The following is an 18089-nucleotide window of genomic DNA, read 5'->3' on the forward strand; positions in this document are numbered from 1 at the left end:
CGATAACCTATTTGTCCTTGCTTGCCCGGCAGTCCTGGGCTGCCGGGCTTTAACCGTACCTGTTTTGAGGAGAGATTCCTTTGCTATCCATAGAAAAAGATCAGCAAGCTTATTTGCAACGCATGCTGCAGGCGCCGCGTCCCGGCATCGATGAAGTTCTGGCATTTTATGATCACAGGGTGGGGGTTGTCGGCACTGACCCGCGGCTGATGCTTCTGCCGCTGGATGATCACATGGTGCACCGCGGAGACGGTGTTTTTGAAACAATGAAATTCGTGGACGGCAAGTTGTATCAGATGGAGCCGCATGTGGAGCGGCTTACTTTCTCGGCACAGTCGATTTTTCTCGAACCGCCCTGTTCCTGGAAAGAATTGAAGACAATGATCGTGGATGTGGCCAGGGCGGCATCCGCGGAGCAGGGAATGGTCCGGGTGCTGCTGGGTCGCGGTCCCGGAGGCTTCGGCATTGATTCCCGGGAGTGTCCCAAGGCCAGCTTGTACATCGTGGTGTACAAGCTCCATCCGCGTTCCGAGGAAGCTTACGAGAAGGGAGTCACGGCCTCTCGCTGCTCCATGCCCGCGAAAAGCGGCCTGATGGCCAAGATCAAGAGCGTCAATTACCTGCCCAATGTGCTCATGAAACGGGAAGCAGTGGAATCCGGTTGCGACTATTCGCTGTGTTTCGATGAACAGGGATTTCTGGCCGAAGGCGCCGTGGAAAACGTTTGTCTTGTCGATGACCAGGGGCGCGTGGTCGTTCCGGAATTGAGCAACGCACTGACCGGAACGACACTGATGCGTGCTTTGGATGCGGTCACGGGAGACATGCCTGTTCTTTTTCGCAAGGTCTCCGAGAACGACATCTACCTGGCCCGGGAAGTGATTCTGCTGGGTACGACCATTGATGCCTTGAGCGTGGTCCGTTTCAACAAAAAGCCCATTCACGACGTTCGTCCCGGACCAGTGAGCAAACGGATGCGGCAGTTCTTGATCCAGGATCTGCGGGACAACGGCATTCCCCTCTGACCGTGACAGGCTGTCGCACCGGCCGTTGCCGCGGTTCTTACATCCCTGTTCCTCCCCTCATGTCGAACGGGATCCTGTTTTCACCCCGCCCAGGGGTGCTCGGAGCATACGCATGGCCGTTGATGTTTGCGGACAGACAAACAGGAAAGTGACCATGGATCAACAGTGTGCGCTGCCGTTCGGTTCCCGGGCGAATGGTTTTGGGGATTTCATCATGGTTCGTTTTACCCGGCAACCGGGCAAAGACACATAGCCTGAAGACGCGATGCTGCTGCTCTACCGATTGCTGTTTCTGCCGGCCCTGTTTCTGGTTCTGCCGATGTATATTCCAAGGATGCTGCGGCGCGGCGGCTATGCCGGGCATTTTGCGCAGCGCCTGGGCAATGTTCCAGCCTTGGCGCCCAAACCGCGGGGTGGGCGGAGAATCTGGATTCATGCAGTCAGTGTCGGAGAGATTCTGGCCCTGGCCCCGTTGCTGGACTTGTTGCGCCAGGATGACACCGTCCAGATCGTGCTCACCACGACCACCAGCACGGCCTATGCTCTGGCCCACCGCAAATACGGCGCCGATATGGCTCATCTCGGTTACTTTCCTCTTGATTTCTGGCCCGTCAGCCATCGTGTTTGGAACCGGCTGCAACCGGATCTGTGCGTGCTGATGGAGAGCGAGATCTGGCCGGAGCATCTGCACCAGGCCCGTCAGCGGAATGTTCCCGTGGCCCTGATCAATGCCCGGATGTCCGAGCGTTCCTTTCGCCGCTGGCGGATTCTTCCGAGTTTTCTTCGGGCGCCGTTTGCCATGTTGGACAAGGTCGTGGCCGCTTCGGAAGAGGACGGCCGACGGTATGCCGGGCTTGGAACGCCTCCGGACAGGATCGTGGTCAGCGGCAATCTCAAGCTGGACTTCACTCCCCATCCGCTTCTGCAACCCCATGAACTGGAGCAATTGCGCCGTGAACTTGGGCTTTGGGAGTCTGGAGCAACGACTCGGCCGCTTATCCTGGCCGGTGCGTCCACTTGGCCCGGGGAGGAGGAAATGCTGCTGCGGGTGGCGAGATCGCTTCGGGAACACGGCGTACCCTGCAAACTGCTGCTGATTCCCAGGCATGCGGAACGACGTACCGACCTGCGGCAGATGTTGACCAAGACAGGGTGGGCCGCTCACTTTCGGACAACTGGTCCGGCAACCGCGACCGTGGATGTGGCCGTGGCCGATACCACCGGGGAAATGGTGGCCTTGCTGCAGATTGCCGACGTGGTTTTTGTAGGCAAGAGCATGGACCCTCACCGCGGCGGGCAGAATCCCATCGAGGCTGCCGCTTTGGGAAAGGCGGTCCTTTTCGGGCCGAACATGCAGAATTTCCGAGCGATAGTGACCTCAATGACCACGGCAGGAGCCGGGGAAATTATGCACGGTGAACAGGAACTGACCGACCAGGTTCTGGCCTTGTTCCAGAACCACGCGGCACGAGAGGAGCGGGGACGGGCCGCCAGGCAATGGCACCTGGCCGGCAAAGGCTCCGCGCAACGGACTCTGCTCGCGCTCAATGAGCTGAGATCGAGCATGTAGTTTCCTTGCTTGAGAGGCCATGGCAGGTTACGTGAGAATATTTCGGATGGATTCCAGAACCGTCTCGGGCTGAAGCCGCTGAAAGACGCCCCCTGGAGCGCAGAGGATGCGGTTTTGCCGGTCGTCTTCAGGATAGGGGCGATATCGGGCCGGGTCCGTGGGGCCGAAGAGGGCCAGGGTGGGCACGCCCAAGGCCGCGGCAAGGTGCAACGGGCCGCTGTCGTTGCCGACGACCAGGCGGGCGCCGGCTAGAAGTGGAAGCAGTTCCCGAAGTGACGTCTTTCCGGTCAGGTTGATGAAATCTTCTCCGGAAATATCCGCGGGGAAGTCCACGGCCTGGGCCCCGGCCCAGACAATCGGGATGCCCGGAAAAATTTCGCCGAGATCGCGGGTCAGGCGGGGAAAAAACGGCCAGTTCTTCTCCGCGCGGCGGCTTTCGGGAAACAGAAGCACCGGAGCGGACGACATCGTGAAAGCTTGCGGACAGCCCTGATTTCCAGTGGGAATTATGAGGCGGGGGGAAACATTCCTGGGCAGGCCAAGCAGGGGCAGGAACTCGCTGAGAATGGCCACGGCGTGGGATTGAACGCCCGTCGGCGGCAGGGGGGGGCGCTTGTCGTAGACGAACCGGGCGCCTTCCCGGGCATCGGATCGGCCGATGGACGTTTCGGCTCTGCCCAGCATGGTGATCAGACCGCTGCGAGCCAGACCCTGCATGTCCAGGATCCAACCATAACGATGTTGTCGCACATTACGGATCAGTTTAAGGAAAGCGGCGATGCCCCCGTGCCGTTCAAAGAGAAAAACATTGTCCACAAAGGGGCAGGCATGGATCAGCGGGGCGAAGATGTCCCGGCAGACCCAGTCGATGCGGGATTCAGGGAATCCGCGTTTGATCATCTGGGCCACAAGCAGGCCGTGAACGATATCTCCGAGAGAGGACGGCTTGATGATGAGAAAGGTGGGGTTTTTCATGCAACAGTTTGCTGACAAGATGCGGGTTGAGGGTGGAGGAGTCCGGTATGGACATTTTTGAGCAACGTTTTTGCCGGAGGAGCGTTTCCTCCTGATGCGAGTAAAGCAAAACGAAGGGTTGTTCAAACGCTTTCTGCCCTACTTTTCACTCCTGGGGGCAGTGCGCAAGCAGTTTGCAGCGGCGATTTTTTTCGGGGTCATTTTCGGCGTGGCCAGTGGGTTCGGCTTGCCGTTCATGGCTGACCGCGTCTTCCCGATCATTTTTGGACCGGAACCGCCCCCCCTGTCGGTGTTGATCGCCGTAACCGCGTTTATTCCCGCGATTTTTCTGGTCCGCAGCGTAAGCGGCTTCCTGAATGTCTATTTGATACATTATTGCGGCGGCAAGGTTCTGGAAGCCCTGCGGGTGCGGGTGTTCACCAAGCTCCAGACGTTGCCACTGGCATTTTATCAGAAGAATAAAAGCGGCGACCTGCTGGCCAGGGTAATCAATGATACCGGGCATTTACAGGGCGTCGTGACCAATGTGGCCAATGACCTGATCAAGCAGCCCCTGACCTTTCTCGGAGCCGTGGGCGCGGTTATTTATTTGTCCCTCAAGCAGCAGGAATTGTTGTTCGTTTTGCTGACCTTGCTGCTGGTTCCGGTCTGCATCCTGCCCATCCGGATCATCGGCAAGAAGCTCCTGCACCGGGCGCACCGCTTCCTGGCGCAGACCGCGGACCTGACCACCATCCTCAACGAGAATCTTACCTCAACAAAGGAAATACGCGCTTTCAGCCTGGAGAATCGCGAGATCCGAAAGTTCGAGCACGCGGTCAGAGAATTGTTCGGCCGGGCCATGAAGGTGGTTAAGTATTCGCACATTCTTTCGCCGACAATCGAAGTCGTGGCGGCATTCGGCGTTGCCGGGGCCGTTTTTTATGCGTCGTCCCGGGGCGTCGGCCTTGAACAAATTCTGCCTTTGATCTTCGCCCTGTACATGTCCTATGAGCCGGTCAAAAAACTGGGTCGGATCCATAATGAAATCCGCAAAGGGGAAGCGTCGCTGGAGCGTCTGGAGTATATTCTCTCCACCGAGGACAGCGTCCCCGACCCTGAAGTACCGGAATCACTGCCCTTGGAAAAGGTGCGCGGGGAGATCCATTTCGAGCGGGTGTTTTTCGCCTATGACCAGGGCATTCCGGTGCTGCAGGACATCAACGCGACAATTGCCCCGGGCGAGGTGGTCGCGTTGGTGGGACCAAGCGGGGCGGGGAAGACGACCTTCGCCAACCTGATTCCGCGTTTCTACGATGTATCCGCCGGAAGCATCCGGATCGACGGCCATGACCTGCGCAACCTTCGCAAGGAGGATTTGCGCCGCACCATGGCCATCGTGCCCCAGGACCCCGTACTGTTCAACGATACCGTTCGTTACAACATCATGGCCGGAGATCTGGAAGCGTCTCCCGAAGCCGTGGAGCATGCGGCGGAGCGCGCCTTTGCCCATGAGTTCATCCGGGATCTGCCGCATGGATATGAGACGATTGTCGGAGAGAAGGGCATGCGGCTCTCCGGGGGCCAAAAACAGCGTTTGGCTCTGGCCAGGGCCTTTCTGCGCAATGCCCCGATCCTGATTCTGGACGAGGCGACGTCGGCCTTGGACGCTACCAGCGAAGAGATGATCCAGCAGGCCCTGTCCGGACTGATCCGGAACAAGACCGTGCTGATCATCGCCCATCGGTTCAGTACCATCCGATTGGCGTCCAATATTTTTCTTTTTGAGTCCGGGCAGATCACCCACAAGGGCGATCACGAAAAACTGTATCTGACCTCCGCCGTCTACAAACGGTTGTACGATCAACAATACATGGGGTAGACGCCGGGATGAGCATCCTGGAGCAACCATTCCAATAATCATGAAGGAATCGCCATGACCACCATGCCGAATACAAAGAAAGTGGATTTTGATGTCAATGTATCTCCAAGAACCGTACCCGAGGTGTTGTCCCGGGGCGCGGTTCTGTTTGCGGATCGTCCGGCTGTCGGAGAAGTAGGGGGAGACGCGCTCACCTATTCCGAACTCTACTCCAAGGTTCAGGAACACTCTGAGACCCTGGCGCAATTGGGCGTGGGACATGGGGACAGGGTGGCGATTTATTGTGAAAATCGTCCGGACTGGGCCGTGGCCTATTTCGCGGCCAGTTTTCTCGGAGCTGTGGCCGTGCCGATTCTGACGGAGTTTCACCCGTCCGCGGTGCATCATATCCTGCGGCACAGCGGGGCAAAAGTTCTCCTGGTTTCGGAACGTTGTCTGAACAAGCTGGAAGGGTTGAACCAGCAGCATCTGACCGTAATCGTTCTGGATGACTACCGGATTCTGCCACCGGAATCCCTGGCCGGTCGGGTAAAAGGCGTCATTCGTTCCAGCTTCAAGGATCGGGAAAAACTGCAGGCTTTGGCCCGGCAGTTGACCGGTGAATCCGTGCCCGCGGCACCTGGGGAGGATGATCTGGCTTCCATCGTCTATACTTCCGGCACAACCGGTCGGGCCAAGGGAGTGATGCTCTCCCATCGCAACCTGATTTCCGATGCCTGGATGACCCGGCAGCTTGTGGACCTTGGCCCACAGGATCGGATGCTTTCCATTCTGCCCCTGGCCCATACCATCGAGTTCACCCTGGGATTCCTGCTGCCCATGATCAATGGCACCCAGATCCGCTATCTGCAGGGCGTGCCTTCGCCACAGGCCCTGATGGACGCCTTGGGCAAGGTGCAGCCGACCTTCATGCTCAGCGTGCCTCTGGTGATCGAAAAGATATTCAAGCGCCGCATTCAGCCCAAGCTCACGGGAAGCGCCGTGGGCCGAATGCTGTACCGCTTTGCTCCGGGTCGGAAAGTTCTGCATAAGGCTGCTGGAAAGAAACTGCTCCAGGCCTTCGGCGGTCATCTGCGGGGCTTTTGCATCGGCGGAGCGCCTCTGGCCGTGGAAACCGAGACCTTCTTGCGCGATGCGGGCTTTCCTTATGCTGTTGGATACGGCCTGACCGAAGCTTCCCCTTTGGTGACCGGTACGGGGCCTGCCTGGGTCCGCCGGCGTTCCTGCGGCCGTCCGCTGACGGGCGTGGACGTGCGCATTGCCGCTGATCAGGGAGCAGGGCTGGAGAGCCAGGGCATTCAGCAGTCCGGCGAGGAGGGCGTGGGCGAGATTCAGGTCCGGGGCCCCAACGTGATGCAGGGCTATTTCCAGGAGCCGGAACTGACTTCAGAGGTCTTCACCGCGGATGGTTGGCTGAGAACAGGTGATCTGGGCGTGCTGGACAATGACGGCTATCTGTTCATCCGTGGGCGGCTGAAGAACATGATCCTCGGGCCCAGTGGTGAGAACATCTATCCGGAAGAAATCGAAATCGCCCTGAATGAACAGGATTTCGTCCTGGAATCCCTGGTCTTCGAACTGGACGGCAAGGTGGCGGCCAGGGTTTTTCTGGACTACGACCGGCTGGATGAAGTCTTCGCCTGGCGGGGCATGAGCCAGTTCGATGCACGCAAGCAACTGGAAACCCTGCTGGAGGATATCCGCACAAAAACCAATGCCGGACTGTCATCCTTCTCCCGGATCACCAAGATCATCGAGCAAACCGAACCCTTCGAAAAAACCCCGACCCACAAAATCAAGCGCTATCTGTATACCAGCGCCTCTCCACCATTCTGACAGTGAGCCGCCTCAATGTAACAAAAAAATCGAAATCGAAATCGCAATCGAAATCGAGATTGCCATCCCAAGTGTTCGGCATAGGTATCCAATGATGTAACCCCCGGGACCGCCGCACCCCAGTGCGGCCCGAATTTCCGCGAGAAGTAAGATGTCACGCCGGGACGGGACGTGATCAAGTTGTTGTTTGATTTCTTGCGGATTTTTTTTCACCACGAAGGGCACGAAGAGCACGAAGGGGGACGGAGAGGAAATCTTGATGCTTTGTGTGCCTTCGTGCTTTCATGGTAACTGCTCCAAAAGATCGGGCGGTCTGAAGTACCCTTGTACCTGGATTCCCGCCTTCGCGGGAATGACTCCAAAAGGTACGCTTTACCAAGCTCGTCATGCCCGCGAAGGCGGGCATCCAGGCCATGCTTGCCACAATTTTTCGAGCAGTATCTTTCATTCTCTTCGTGGTGCAATTCGCTTCGATTGCGATTTCGATTTCGATTTCGATTGCGATTGCGAGTGAAGATTCGTGATGGGTCAGTACTGCAGTCCCAGATACCAGGTCGCGATGCCGAAATAGATGACGATGCCGGCGATGTCGGCCAGGGAGGCGATCAAGGGGGCGCTGGCCGTGGCGGGATCCAGCTTCATTCGGGTCAGCAGGAAGGGCAGGGACATCCCCAGCAGACAGCCCATGAGCACAATGGTGATCATGCTCAAGGCGACAACCACGGTCACGTCCGGACCAACCCGAAAAATGCCGATCAGGGAAACAGCAAAGCCCATGCACAGGCCGATGGCCAGGGCAATGACGATCTCCCTGCCGAGCAGCTTGAACCAATCCTTCATGTGCACTTCTCCCGTGGCCAGGGCGCGGACCATCAGGGTGGCGGACTGCGAGCCGGCATTGCCGCCGCTGCCGATCAGCAGCGGCAGGAAAAAGACCAGCGAGACCACGGCCTGGATGGTGTCTTCAAAAAAAGCGATGCCCGCGCCGGAAAAGATGTTCACGAAGACCAGGGCCAGCAGCCAGGGAACGCGCTTCAGGAAGAGATAATAAATGTCAGCTGGTTTGAATCCGCTGAGGTCGGATGCCGAGGGGCCGAATCCCTCGGCAATGGATCCCATGCGGTGAAAGTCTTCCGAGGCCTCTTCTTCAATGACGTCATGCACGTCGTCGAAGGTGATGATGCCGACCAGGGCGTCGTTGCCGTTGGTCACCGGGAGGGCCAGGATATCGTATTTGGCCATGGTCTTGGCCACGTCTTCCTGGTCGTCGGCGACATTGGCCCGCACCGGATCGCGGCGCATGATGTCCTCGACCTTCTTTTCCGGCGTGGCCATGATCAGGTCACGCAGGGAGATCAGGCCCAGCAGCCGGCGTTGTTCATCAATGACGTAGGCATAGTAGATGGTTTCCTTGTCCGGAGCTTCCAAACGCAGCTTGTCCAGCGCCTGGCGGGTGGTCAGCGTGGGCTTGAGCACCGCATAGTCCGAGGTCATGATCGCGCCCGCGGTTCCTTCCTCGTAGGCTCCCAGACGGATGATGTCTTCTCGTTCGGCCTTGGCCAGCAGGCGTAAAACGTTCTGGCGTCGTTCCTCGGGCAGGAGCTGGATCAGGTCCACCCGCTCGTCGGAGAACATGTTCGTGACAATGTCCGCCAGTCGGATGTCGGACATCCGGAGCATGATGTCCATCTGCAGGTCTGAGTCAAGCTGCCCGAGCACTTCCGCGCTCTGATGCGAGAACAACGTCTCCAGGACGTACGATGCGTCTTTCGGCGCCAGTTCATCCAGGGAATCGGCCAGATCCGCCGGGTGCAGGGAAGCCGAGAAATCCCGCAGTGCTTTGGGATTCCCGGCATCAATATACTCGCGCAAAGTACTGATGAGGAGAGGATCTTTCATGGGTTGCCTCCAGGCCCGTGGTCTTGAGGGACGCGGCGGAGGTAAACCCGGACAGGAACGATCTAAGATTTACAAGTGGAACGTTCCGGCGTGGCGCGGCGTCCTTTGAGGACCATTGGGCAAGGCTGAGGGAGGTTGAGATTTTCGGGTACTACTACCGCCATCGTCCATTTCTTATTGACTCCGTCAAAGCCGGCGAAAATGCCAACGTAATTATTGATGATTGCGTCAAATTGTGCAGGATGTTTTGGCACGTCATTGCAACGGCAAAAGAGTGAACATACGAAGTGCCGTCAAAGCTCAACGCGGCTGTATCTGTTTTCCTCTGTGAATACAAGAGGCAAGGCTCCAGGGCATTTTGGTTTACCTGATTGGCAGGATTGAAACTCACGCGCCGGCTTCGGATCATCAAGCCGTTGCGTTGTCATAACAAAAGACTTTGCTCTCTGCCTACGGCAATGCTTGAAGAACGATGCCTGGGTCGGTCAGACAGGGGTGTCCGGATCTGTTTCTATTTGGCGATAAAAAAAGGCGGGAGATCTGATCCCCCGCCTTGAGATGGCTTCAGCGTTGGGTTTAAGATGCCCGGCGTTTAGTTTTCGGCAGGAGCCGGTCCTGCGCAGGCTTCGTTGTATTCGGCTTCCAGCGATTCCATCAATTCCTTGACCGAGAGCAGTTTGTCCACACGGTGCGCGGTCTGCCCGGCAAAGGCGAAGCCCAGCTTCATCCGGCCCTTCTTGGCGTTGGCCAGAGCCTGGGCGATGCAGTACGGACTTTTCTTGATGTCGCAGGTGACGATGCAGTGGTAGGGGCACTTGAAGGGCTTGCGTTTGCCTTCTTCCACATCATTCAGAAATGTGTTTTTCAACGCCCGGCCGGGCATGCCCACCGGACTTTTGATCACGGTCACGTCACCTTCCTGGGCGTCAATGAAGGCCTGTTTGAAGGCCATTTCCGCATCACATTCATGGGTGGCGACAAAACGGGTCCCCAACTGGACGCCGGCGGCGCCCATGCGCAGATACTTGCAGATGTCCGCGCCGGAGAAGATGCCACCGGCAGCAATCACGGGAATGGAACGATTGTGTTCTTCTTCAAAAGGCTTGACCGCTTCGATGACCTGCGGAACCAGGTTTTCGAGCTGGAACTCGGGGTCGTCCAGCTGTTCCGCCTTGAAGCCCAGGTGGCCGCCGGCCATGGGGCCTTCGACGACGAAACCGTCCGGAACATAGTTGAACTTGGATATCCATTTTTTGCAGATGATGGCCGCGGCCCGGCCGGATGAGACAATGGGCACAAGTTTGGTGTGAGATTCTTCCGTGAGATACTTCGGAAGGTCGAAGGGCAATCCGGCTCCGGAAAAGATAATATCGATACGCTCCTGAATGGAGGTGCGGACCAGATCGGCGAAATTGCTCAGGGCAACCATGATGTTCACGCCAAGAATGCCCTTGGTCATTTCCTTGGCCTTGCGAATTTCCTCTTGCAGAGCACGAATATTGGCTTGAGTATAATTCTTGGCGAGATCCGGCTCATTCATGCCGATCATGGCCGCGGAGATGACCCCGATGCCGCCTTGGTTGGCTACGGCTGACGCGAGGCCGGAAAGGGATATGCCCACGCCCATTCCACCTTGAACAATTGGCGTCCTGGCAACTAAATCCCCGAAAGATAAACTGGGTAATGTCATAATTTGCATATCCTCCCGAAAGGGATTCCCCTGTTATGGAAAAAATGAAGTTGATGATTTTCCTGTCCTGTTGTGGACTCGGCATGATATATCATTCCCGGACTATCGGCAATGAAGCGCCGCCACCTTTCCCACTGTTTTTTTTTCATAATGTCAAGCGGTAATGGTTTCCCAAAGGAACCGCTCAGCAAAATTCCGCGCTGGACCGGGATGAGCCAATCCAGGAAACCGGTCTGGACGTGTCCGATAGCCTGCCGTATGTTCCATTTTTGTCGTTACCCCACAGCGATGTTAACGGATTGCGGAACTTGAGCGGTATGCGGGGTGCGACAGATACTGAAGCTGAAAGGTTGGACCTCCTGCACAATAGGCAAGCGGGTCAACCCTGAACATCAACCCTTCAACATCAGATTTTCAGGAGTATGGCATCATGGGTGAACATGCGTGCGGAACCTGTTCGGAAAAGTGTTCGGACAAGGGGTGCAGCGAACCGAGCGAAGAAGAAAAAATTTTGCAGGCCAATCTGGCCCGGATCAAGAACAAGATCGTTGTCTTGTCCGGCAAGGGAGGCGTTGGAAAAAGCACTGTAGCGGTGAACCTGGCCCAGGCATTGGCCATGGCCGGCAAAATCACCGGTTTGTTGGATGTGGACGTGCATGGGCCCAGCGTTCCAAGGCTGCTCAGCCTGTCCGGAGAACGGCCACAGGTCGATGCAAACCGTATGGAGCCAATCAATGCGGGTCCCAATTTATGGGTCATGTCCTTGGGATTCCTGCTGCCCAACAACCGGGAAGCCGTGATTTGGCGGGGGCCGGTGAAGATGGGCATGATCAAGCAGTTCCTGCGGGACGTGCGTTGGGGCGATCTGGATTTTCTCGTGGTGGATTGCCCTCCGGGAACCGGCGACGAACCTCTTTCCGTCCTCCAGTTGCTGGGTCCCGAAGCCAAGGCTTTGATCGTCACAACGCCCCAAGGGGTGGCTGTGGACGACGTGCGCCGATCCGTGACATTCTGCGCTGAGGTGGGAAACCCGGTTTTGGGCATTGTGGAAAACATGAGCGGTCATGTTTGCTCCAAATGCGGTGAAGTGGACGACGTTTTCGGCAGCGGCGGGGGAGAAGCCCTTGCCCGCGAGACGGGCGTGCCTTTTCTGGGACGCATACCCCTGGATGCGGAGGTGGTTCGAGCCGGAGACGAGGGGTTCGCCTTTCTCCGCGTGCATCCGGAAGGCCAAACTGCCCAGGCCATGAATCAAATCGTCAAACCGATTCTGGCCACGGCCGACGCTTCCGGGGAGAGAGGCAAGAAGTAATCATCATTTCGTCATAATATGTTGCTTGTCGTTGCTGTTTTCAAGTCCAGGCTGCTGCTTTGCAGTCTGGACGTTTTCGTTTGAATAAATCATTATTCAACAGTAACTATTAACAGTTGAAGCAGGGATGGTCCGGGTTGCTTTGATTTTGCGGTCTCGCCTGTTTGACTGAGCCAGGATTCGTTCACCGAACCACTGCCGGACTCTTGGAGCACGAGTGTTGTTTATTCATACAATGGTTTGGTGTTACGAAGCCGGCGAAGGAGTTGGCGAGGCCGCAAAATCAAAGCAACCCGGACCTCAGCTGAGTAGTTACATTCAACATTATCGGTCTCGGAAACGTTGGCCATGTGGAGGCCGGGTTTTTGACACCAGAATCCGACTCCTAACTCGATTTGCTGAGGCAGGGCACGCAATGTGTGCTGTGTTGATCCCAAAGGGCCACTACTGTTTTATTCAAGGAGGAAATCATGACGGATAAATTCCCGAGCGTGTCGCCTGAAACCGCCCGGATCGGCTGGGTCGGAACGGGAGTGATGGGCTTGTCCATGTGCGGGCATCTGCTGGATGCCGGATACAAAGTCTCGGTGTTCACCAGGACCAGATCCAAAGCCCAACCTTTGCTGGACAGGGGCGCGGTCTGGGCTGAGTCGCCCCTGGCTGTTGCTCATGATTCGGACGTGGTTTTTTCCATTGTCGGTTTTCCCCCGGACGTGCGTGAGGTCTACTTCGGCGAATCGGGAATCCTGAAGGGTTTGAAATCCGGAGCCGTCTGCGTGGACATGACTACCACCAGTCCAAGCCTGGCAGTAAACATTGCCGATGCCGCCCGCGAGCAGGGGGCTTTTTCTCTGGATGCGCCGGTCTCCGGAGGAGATGTGGGAGCGCGAAACGCCAAGCTGTCCATCATGGTCGGCGGAGACGAAGTGGCGTTTGAGGCGATTCTGCCGCTGTTTCGGTTGATGGGCGTGAACATCGTTTACCAGGGACCGGCCGGTGCCGGACAGCATGCGAAAATGTGCAACCAGATCGTCATTGCCGGGACCATGATCGGCGTCTGTGAAAGCATGGTCTACGCGGCTGCGGCCGGTCTCGATCCCGTCAGGGTTTTGGATTCCATCACCAAGGGCGCCGCCTACTGCTGGTCCCTGGAGAATCTCGCTCCGCGCATCCTCAAGGGCGACTTCGCGCCGGGCTTCATGATCGATCATTTCATCAAGGACATGGGCATAGCCTTGGATGAAGCCCAGCGCATGGGCATTCATCTGCCGGGTCTGGATCTGGTGGAACGTATCTATAAAGAGGCCTCAGCCCTGGGTCATGGCCGTGATGGCACCCAGGCCCTGTATCAGGCTTTGCTGAAGATGAAGTGAGTTGATGAGTAATTCCTCACTGCCAACAGATCCCTGTTCTTGGTCGGCCCTGGACGCCGAACTCCGCTTTCGCCGGAATAGCAGCTTGGTGGCGGTTCCACTACGCGACGTGTTCCCGGCGATTGCCTGCGTCTTGATACTCCTGGTCAGCCTGATGGCGATGGGTTGTCGCTCCCTGCCGACCTTGGAATCGCGAACCGAATCTTCCGCACTGGCGGCGGAGGAAGCACGATACACCTACCTGGGCAAGACTGTTGCGCCTTTGGTGGACCTGCATCCCGAAATGAGCGGCGTTTTCGCGCTACAAACCAGCAAGGACGCCTTTGCGGCCCGTGTTCTGCTGGCCGCGGCGGCGGAGCGGACCCTGGACGTTCAGTACTATATCTGGCGTAACGATCTGACCGGAAATCTGCTTTTTGAGGCATTGCATCATGCTGCCGAACGTGGAGTCAGAGTCCGTCTGCTGCTGGACGATTTGCCCACGGCCGGATTGGACGAGACCTTGGCGAGATTGAACGCACATCCCAACTTTGAAGTGCGGTTGTTCAACCCCTTCGTCTTTCGCAACTTCCGTGCGTTGAACTTCATCTTGGACTTTTCACGCGCCCATCGTCGAATGCACAACAAGTCCTTCACCGTGGACAACATGGTCACCATCGTCGGCGGGCGGAATATCGGGGATGAGTATTTCGGCGCGACCAACGACATTCTTTTTGCGGATCTGGACGTTCTGACAGTCGGTGCCGTGGTCCAAGAGGTGTCCGCCAATTTCGATCGCTACTGGCAGAGCAGAGCGGCATATCCGGTGGAAGCCATTCTGCCTCAGGCAGACGTCGCCGAGTTGGGAGTTCGGCGACTGGATATAAGCCCTCACGTGGAAATTTATCTGGACGCCGTGCGGGAATCACGGTTTGTGAACGACCTGACTTCCGGGAACCTGGCTCTGGAGTGGACAACGGTACGCATGGTCAGCGACGATCCAGACAAGATCATGCCGGATGGTGCGCCTGAAGACCTGATTATCCCTCAATTGCGCGATATCATCGGTGTGCCGTCCAGGGAAGTGGACTTGATCTCCCCCTATTTCGTGCCCACGGAATCGGGAGTGTCGGCTTTCGCGGCCATGGCCGAAGAGGGAGTGCAGATCAAGGTGCTGACCAATGCTTTGGAGGCCACCGACGTTTTTCCCGTCCATGCCGGTTACTCCAAACGACGCAAGGATCTGCTCGCTGCCGGAGTTACTCTGTTTGAGTTCAAGCTCTCATCCACGATGCAACAGTACTCGGGCGAGGCGGGACCTTTTGGTAGCTCTGGGGCCAGCCTGCATGCCAAGACTTTTTCCGTGGATGCATCACGTGTCTTTGTCGGCTCGTTCAACTTTGATCCCCGTTCCGCGAAGCTGAACACCGAACTCGGCTTCGTCATTGACAGCCCGTCTTTGGCCGAAAAAATTGCGACCGCCTTTGAGACAGTCATACCGGCCAATGCATACGAAGTGCGGCTGGACGAAGCGGGACAACTCTACTGGCTTGAGCTGGATGAGGGCCGATTGATTCACCATGACATCGAGCCGGGCACGACGCCATTGCAACGGGTCGCCATCCGGATTCTCGCCCGGTTGCCCATCGAGTGGCTGCTCTGATTGACTCAGGCGCGCCGGGTAACTGCTCAAAACTTGGGGCAATGAAGATGAAACCTGGGAGCGCCGCACCCCAGTGCGGCAACGGTGTAACGCACTCAGGGCAAAGTTCCGGCTGGAGCATGGCCCCCGTAGCTTTCTCACGAAACTCCGCGTCGATGAGTATCCTTGCGCAGGGAACTTCATCATCCGATCTTTTTGAGCAATTACCTGATTACCTGATAACAAATAACGGATAACTGATAACCGGGTTGCGGGCAAAGCCGCTTATGAAGCTATGAAATTATTGTGCGTTACCGATCCTGCAATTTCTCACCCTGGTGCTCCCCCTCCTTCTTTTCGCCCTTGCGCTTGCCGTGGGAACTATAATGCTCGAGCACGGCATTGATCTCCGAACCGATTAAAATCACCAGTCCGGCGACATAGAGCCACAACATCAAAATGATCACCGCGCCGATACTGCCGTAGGTGGCGTCGTAGTCGGCAAAATTACTGGTGTAGATGGAGAAGCCTAAAGACGCGATGATTAACATGACCACGCCGAACACGCTGCCCGGGGTGATGAACTTGAATTTCTGTTCGACATTGGGCGCATACCGGTAGATCAAGGCGAACCCCAAAAACAGAGCAAGCACGATGACCACCCATCGAAAGGCGGCAAAGACCATGATCAGGGCGTCACTCATGCCGAGCTGGTCAGCCATCCAATCCTCAATGATGCCGCCGAGGACGATGAGGGAAAATGCACCTATCACCAGCAGGCCGAACAGCAGGCTGAGCATGAAAGCCGTGGCTCGCCCCCGAACAAAGCTGCGGGCCTCCTGAACGCCGTAGGTGACATTGAGCTGTTGCATGACCGCGTACATTCCCGTTGAAGCCGCCCATATCGTTCCGGCAAGACTGAAGGACAGGAGGCCTCCGCGCCGATTTTCCGTGACATCGACCACCACCTCGGCAACCATGTCGTAGGCTTCGTCCGGAAGGGCCTGCCCCAGCAGGTCCATAATTGCCTCATCCACTCGTTCGATGGGCAGATAGGGGATGATGGTCATGAGCAGAATCATTGCTGGAAAAATGGCAAGCGTCAGATAGTATCCCAACGCCGCGGCGCCATTATAGACGTTGTCGTTATTGATCTCCTGGTTGAGATCAAGCACGAACTGCTTCATGGAAATGCCTTTAATCATTACAGCCTCCACGGACTCGCCATCCACGGACTACCCAATTCATGGCGACGGCCATCATAATGTTGGTAACCAATAACTACTCAGCACTTTTCATGATAAACCTGGATTGTTCCGGAATGTCTCGATTTTTTGGCATCGCCTGTCTGACTGAGCCAGGATTCGTCGTCGAACCTGTGCCAATCGCCTGAAGTGCCAATGGATGTTTATTCGAGCAATGGTTCGATGTTGTGAGGCCGACGAAGGAGTTGCGAGGCTGAAAAATTGAGACAAACCGGAACGAAGCTGAAAAGTTATCATTTCGTTTGAGATTTTTAGTTGGACAGTGGGTTGAGGTTCTGAAGTCGCCTCATAGCTCCTGCTCGTTGCCACAAATCAATGATTCATTGCGGATTCGCCAAATCCTCTGCCCCATGGAAACAGGGTATCGTTACGTGAACGAACATCATATACATGGATACATGTATTTTTCCTGAGCGGATGCCGTGATCGAATCGTAACTCACGAGGTGAATAATGGCGTAAAGCAAAAGACAGACGAAGATTTTTTTGTTCAACACCCCTTGCCAAATCAATGGCAAAAACTATAATAGAGGTCTTCCACGCAAGGGGGCGCCCTGGTTTCGACGGGGATGATGAAACCACGGCTGCAGGCCGAGGTGCTGCGAGGCCTCGTTAAACACGCAGCAGGCATTCAACTGCCAACGATCGCGAATACGCCCTGGCTGCTTAAGACAGCCAGCGCTTCTCCGGCCCATCGCCTGGTAAGCCGATAGAAGCGACGACACTTCAGGCTGGCCTTGATTCCTCTGTTCGTCGGGAATCAAGGCGAGACACAGACGAACTGGCCTTGGAGCCGCCTGGACAGGGGCAGCTTTCATGGCGAGAATTAAACCTGTCCTAAGCCTGTAGACGTCGCTGGCGGACCGTTCTCGGACGCGGGTTCGATTCCCGCCGCCTCCACCACACACTTGGATTTCGGAATAACAAGGTCAACAAAATCAGGGAGCAACACGAAGGTGTTGTTCCTTTTTTTGTTTCTTCAGCCCATGGCAGGGCCATAATTCACATCGGAATCACCATCTGGATTGGATATGGCTCCTTCGTTTTCAGGATCGGAAGGACAGACTGTCATATGGCCATTTGCCGGGGCTTTTCATCCGGCATTTCAATGAGTATTCACCGAAACGTCAGCAGGGGATCCTGCCCTCATCAATGCCGCGAAGCCTTTCGTCAGGCTTTCGGCTGTGCGAAAATGGGGCTGATGTCTCCGACAGGAATCGGCGTTGCTGATTCCGGATCAGCAGATTCGCGAGTGGCAGCGGGGCGGCAGGGCTTCTTCAGTTGACATGGCGGAAGAGCATTGCGGGGGATGGCAAGATACTCAAGGAATAAAGCTATGAGTGATTGGAAAGAACATCGTCATCAGGTGCTGGCGAACGCAAAACGGATTTTGATCAAGGTGGGCAGTGCCGTACTGACGTCGGAACAGGGCCTTGATCTGCGCGTGGTTTCGCGTTTGGCGGACCAGATGTCGTCGCTGCACGATCGGGGGTTGGATCTGGTTTTGGTTTCTTCCGGAGCCGTGGCCGCCGGGCGGAAGGTGATTTCAAATCTATGCCTGGGAGTGCACCTGCCGGAAAAGCAGGCAGCCGCCGCAATAGGACAGAGCAGGTTGATGCACGCCTATGATGAAGCGTTCGAACGGTTCGGCAAGGTCACGGCC

At 56.5% G+C, this 18089-nt stretch carries 13 protein-coding genes and 1 other RNA gene (1 of these 14 cut by a window edge); 10 read left to right on the forward strand and 4 right to left on the reverse strand.

The genetic code is table 11. From position 1 onward, the window contains the following. Positions 1–122 precede the first annotated feature (122 nt). From ACYQ15_RS02100 to ACYQ15_RS02110, 3 genes are all read left to right on the forward strand, one after another. Entirely contained in the window at positions 123–1025 is a 903-nt protein-coding gene (locus tag ACYQ15_RS02100) for an aminotransferase class IV (protein ID WP_459939539.1), read from the forward strand. A 112-nt stretch (positions 1026–1137) separates the two neighbouring features. Then, on the forward strand, positions 1138–1278 hold the full coding sequence (locus tag ACYQ15_RS02105) for a hypothetical protein (RefSeq protein ID WP_459935878.1): 141 nt from the start codon (positions 1138–1140) through the stop codon (positions 1276–1278). Between the two features lie 12 nt (positions 1279–1290). After that, positions 1291–2595 carry a 3-deoxy-D-manno-octulosonic acid transferase gene (locus tag ACYQ15_RS02110; protein ID WP_459935879.1) on the forward strand — a complete coding sequence of 435 codons (1305 nt, stop codon included), beginning with the start codon at positions 1291–1293 and terminating at the stop codon, positions 2593–2595. 27 nt (positions 2596–2622) lie between these two features. Here ACYQ15_RS02110 and ACYQ15_RS02115 read toward each other — a convergent pair whose 3' ends face one another. Continuing rightward, positions 2623–3570, reverse strand: a complete 948-nt coding sequence (locus tag ACYQ15_RS02115) for a glycosyltransferase family 9 protein (RefSeq protein ID WP_459935880.1) — start codon at positions 3568–3570, stop codon at positions 2623–2625. Positions 3571–3664: 94 nt separating this feature from the next. Between ACYQ15_RS02115 and ACYQ15_RS02120 the strand changes: the two genes are divergently transcribed. Further along, entirely contained in the window at positions 3665–5431 is a 1767-nt protein-coding gene (locus ACYQ15_RS02120) for an ABC transporter ATP-binding protein (protein WP_459935881.1), read from the forward strand. A 54-nt stretch (positions 5432–5485) separates the two neighbouring features. Next, complete coding sequence (locus ACYQ15_RS02125; protein WP_459935882.1) at positions 5486–7267, forward strand: AMP-binding protein; 1782 nt, start codon at positions 5486–5488, stop codon at positions 7265–7267. 528 nt (positions 7268–7795) lie between these two features. Here ACYQ15_RS02125 and mgtE read toward each other — a convergent pair. Next, the gene (gene mgtE / locus ACYQ15_RS02130; RefSeq protein WP_459935883.1) at positions 7796–9166 is read right to left on the reverse strand and encodes a magnesium transporter; all 1371 of its coding nucleotides are present in this window, start codon (positions 9164–9166) and stop codon (positions 7796–7798) included. Positions 9167–9758: 592 nt separating this feature from the next. After that, a complete protein-coding gene (locus ACYQ15_RS02135; RefSeq protein ID WP_459935884.1) occupies positions 9759–10856 on the reverse strand; it encodes an NAD(P)H-dependent flavin oxidoreductase in 1098 nt (365 codons plus the stop codon). Positions 10857–11286: 430 nt separating this feature from the next. Here ACYQ15_RS02135 and ACYQ15_RS02140 point away from each other — a divergent pair, with 430 nt between their 5' ends. From ACYQ15_RS02140 to ACYQ15_RS02150, 3 genes are all read left to right on the forward strand, one after another. Further along, a complete protein-coding gene (locus ACYQ15_RS02140; protein WP_459935885.1) occupies positions 11287–12168 on the forward strand; it encodes a P-loop NTPase in 882 nt (293 codons plus the stop codon). Positions 12169–12638: 470 nt separating this feature from the next. Continuing rightward, entirely contained in the window at positions 12639–13541 is a 903-nt protein-coding gene (locus ACYQ15_RS02145) for an NAD(P)-dependent oxidoreductase (protein ID WP_459935886.1), read from the forward strand. 4 nt (positions 13542–13545) lie between these two features. Further along, a complete protein-coding gene (locus ACYQ15_RS02150) occupies positions 13546–15183 on the forward strand; it encodes a phospholipase D family protein (RefSeq protein WP_459935887.1) in 1638 nt (545 codons plus the stop codon). A gap of 290 nt (positions 15184–15473) precedes the next feature. On the opposite strand, the gene ACYQ15_RS02155 is transcribed toward ACYQ15_RS02150, so the two are convergent. Continuing rightward, a complete protein-coding gene (locus tag ACYQ15_RS02155) occupies positions 15474–16367 on the reverse strand; it encodes a YihY/virulence factor BrkB family protein (protein WP_459935888.1) in 894 nt (297 codons plus the stop codon). A gap of 604 nt (positions 16368–16971) precedes the next feature. Between ACYQ15_RS02155 and ssrA the strand changes: the two genes are divergently transcribed. Beyond that, positions 16972–17329, forward strand: a transfer-messenger RNA (tmRNA) gene (gene ssrA / locus ACYQ15_RS02160). A gap of 433 nt (positions 17330–17762) precedes the next feature. Then, positions 17763–18089 carry the 5' end (the start) of a glutamate 5-kinase gene (proB, locus tag ACYQ15_RS02165; protein WP_459935889.1) on the forward strand. It continues 816 nt past the right edge of the window, so only the first 327 of its 1143 coding nucleotides appear in the window; its start codon is at positions 17763–17765; its stop codon lies beyond the right edge, outside the window.

This window comes from Desulfonatronum parangueonense, from assembly GCF_054656975.1.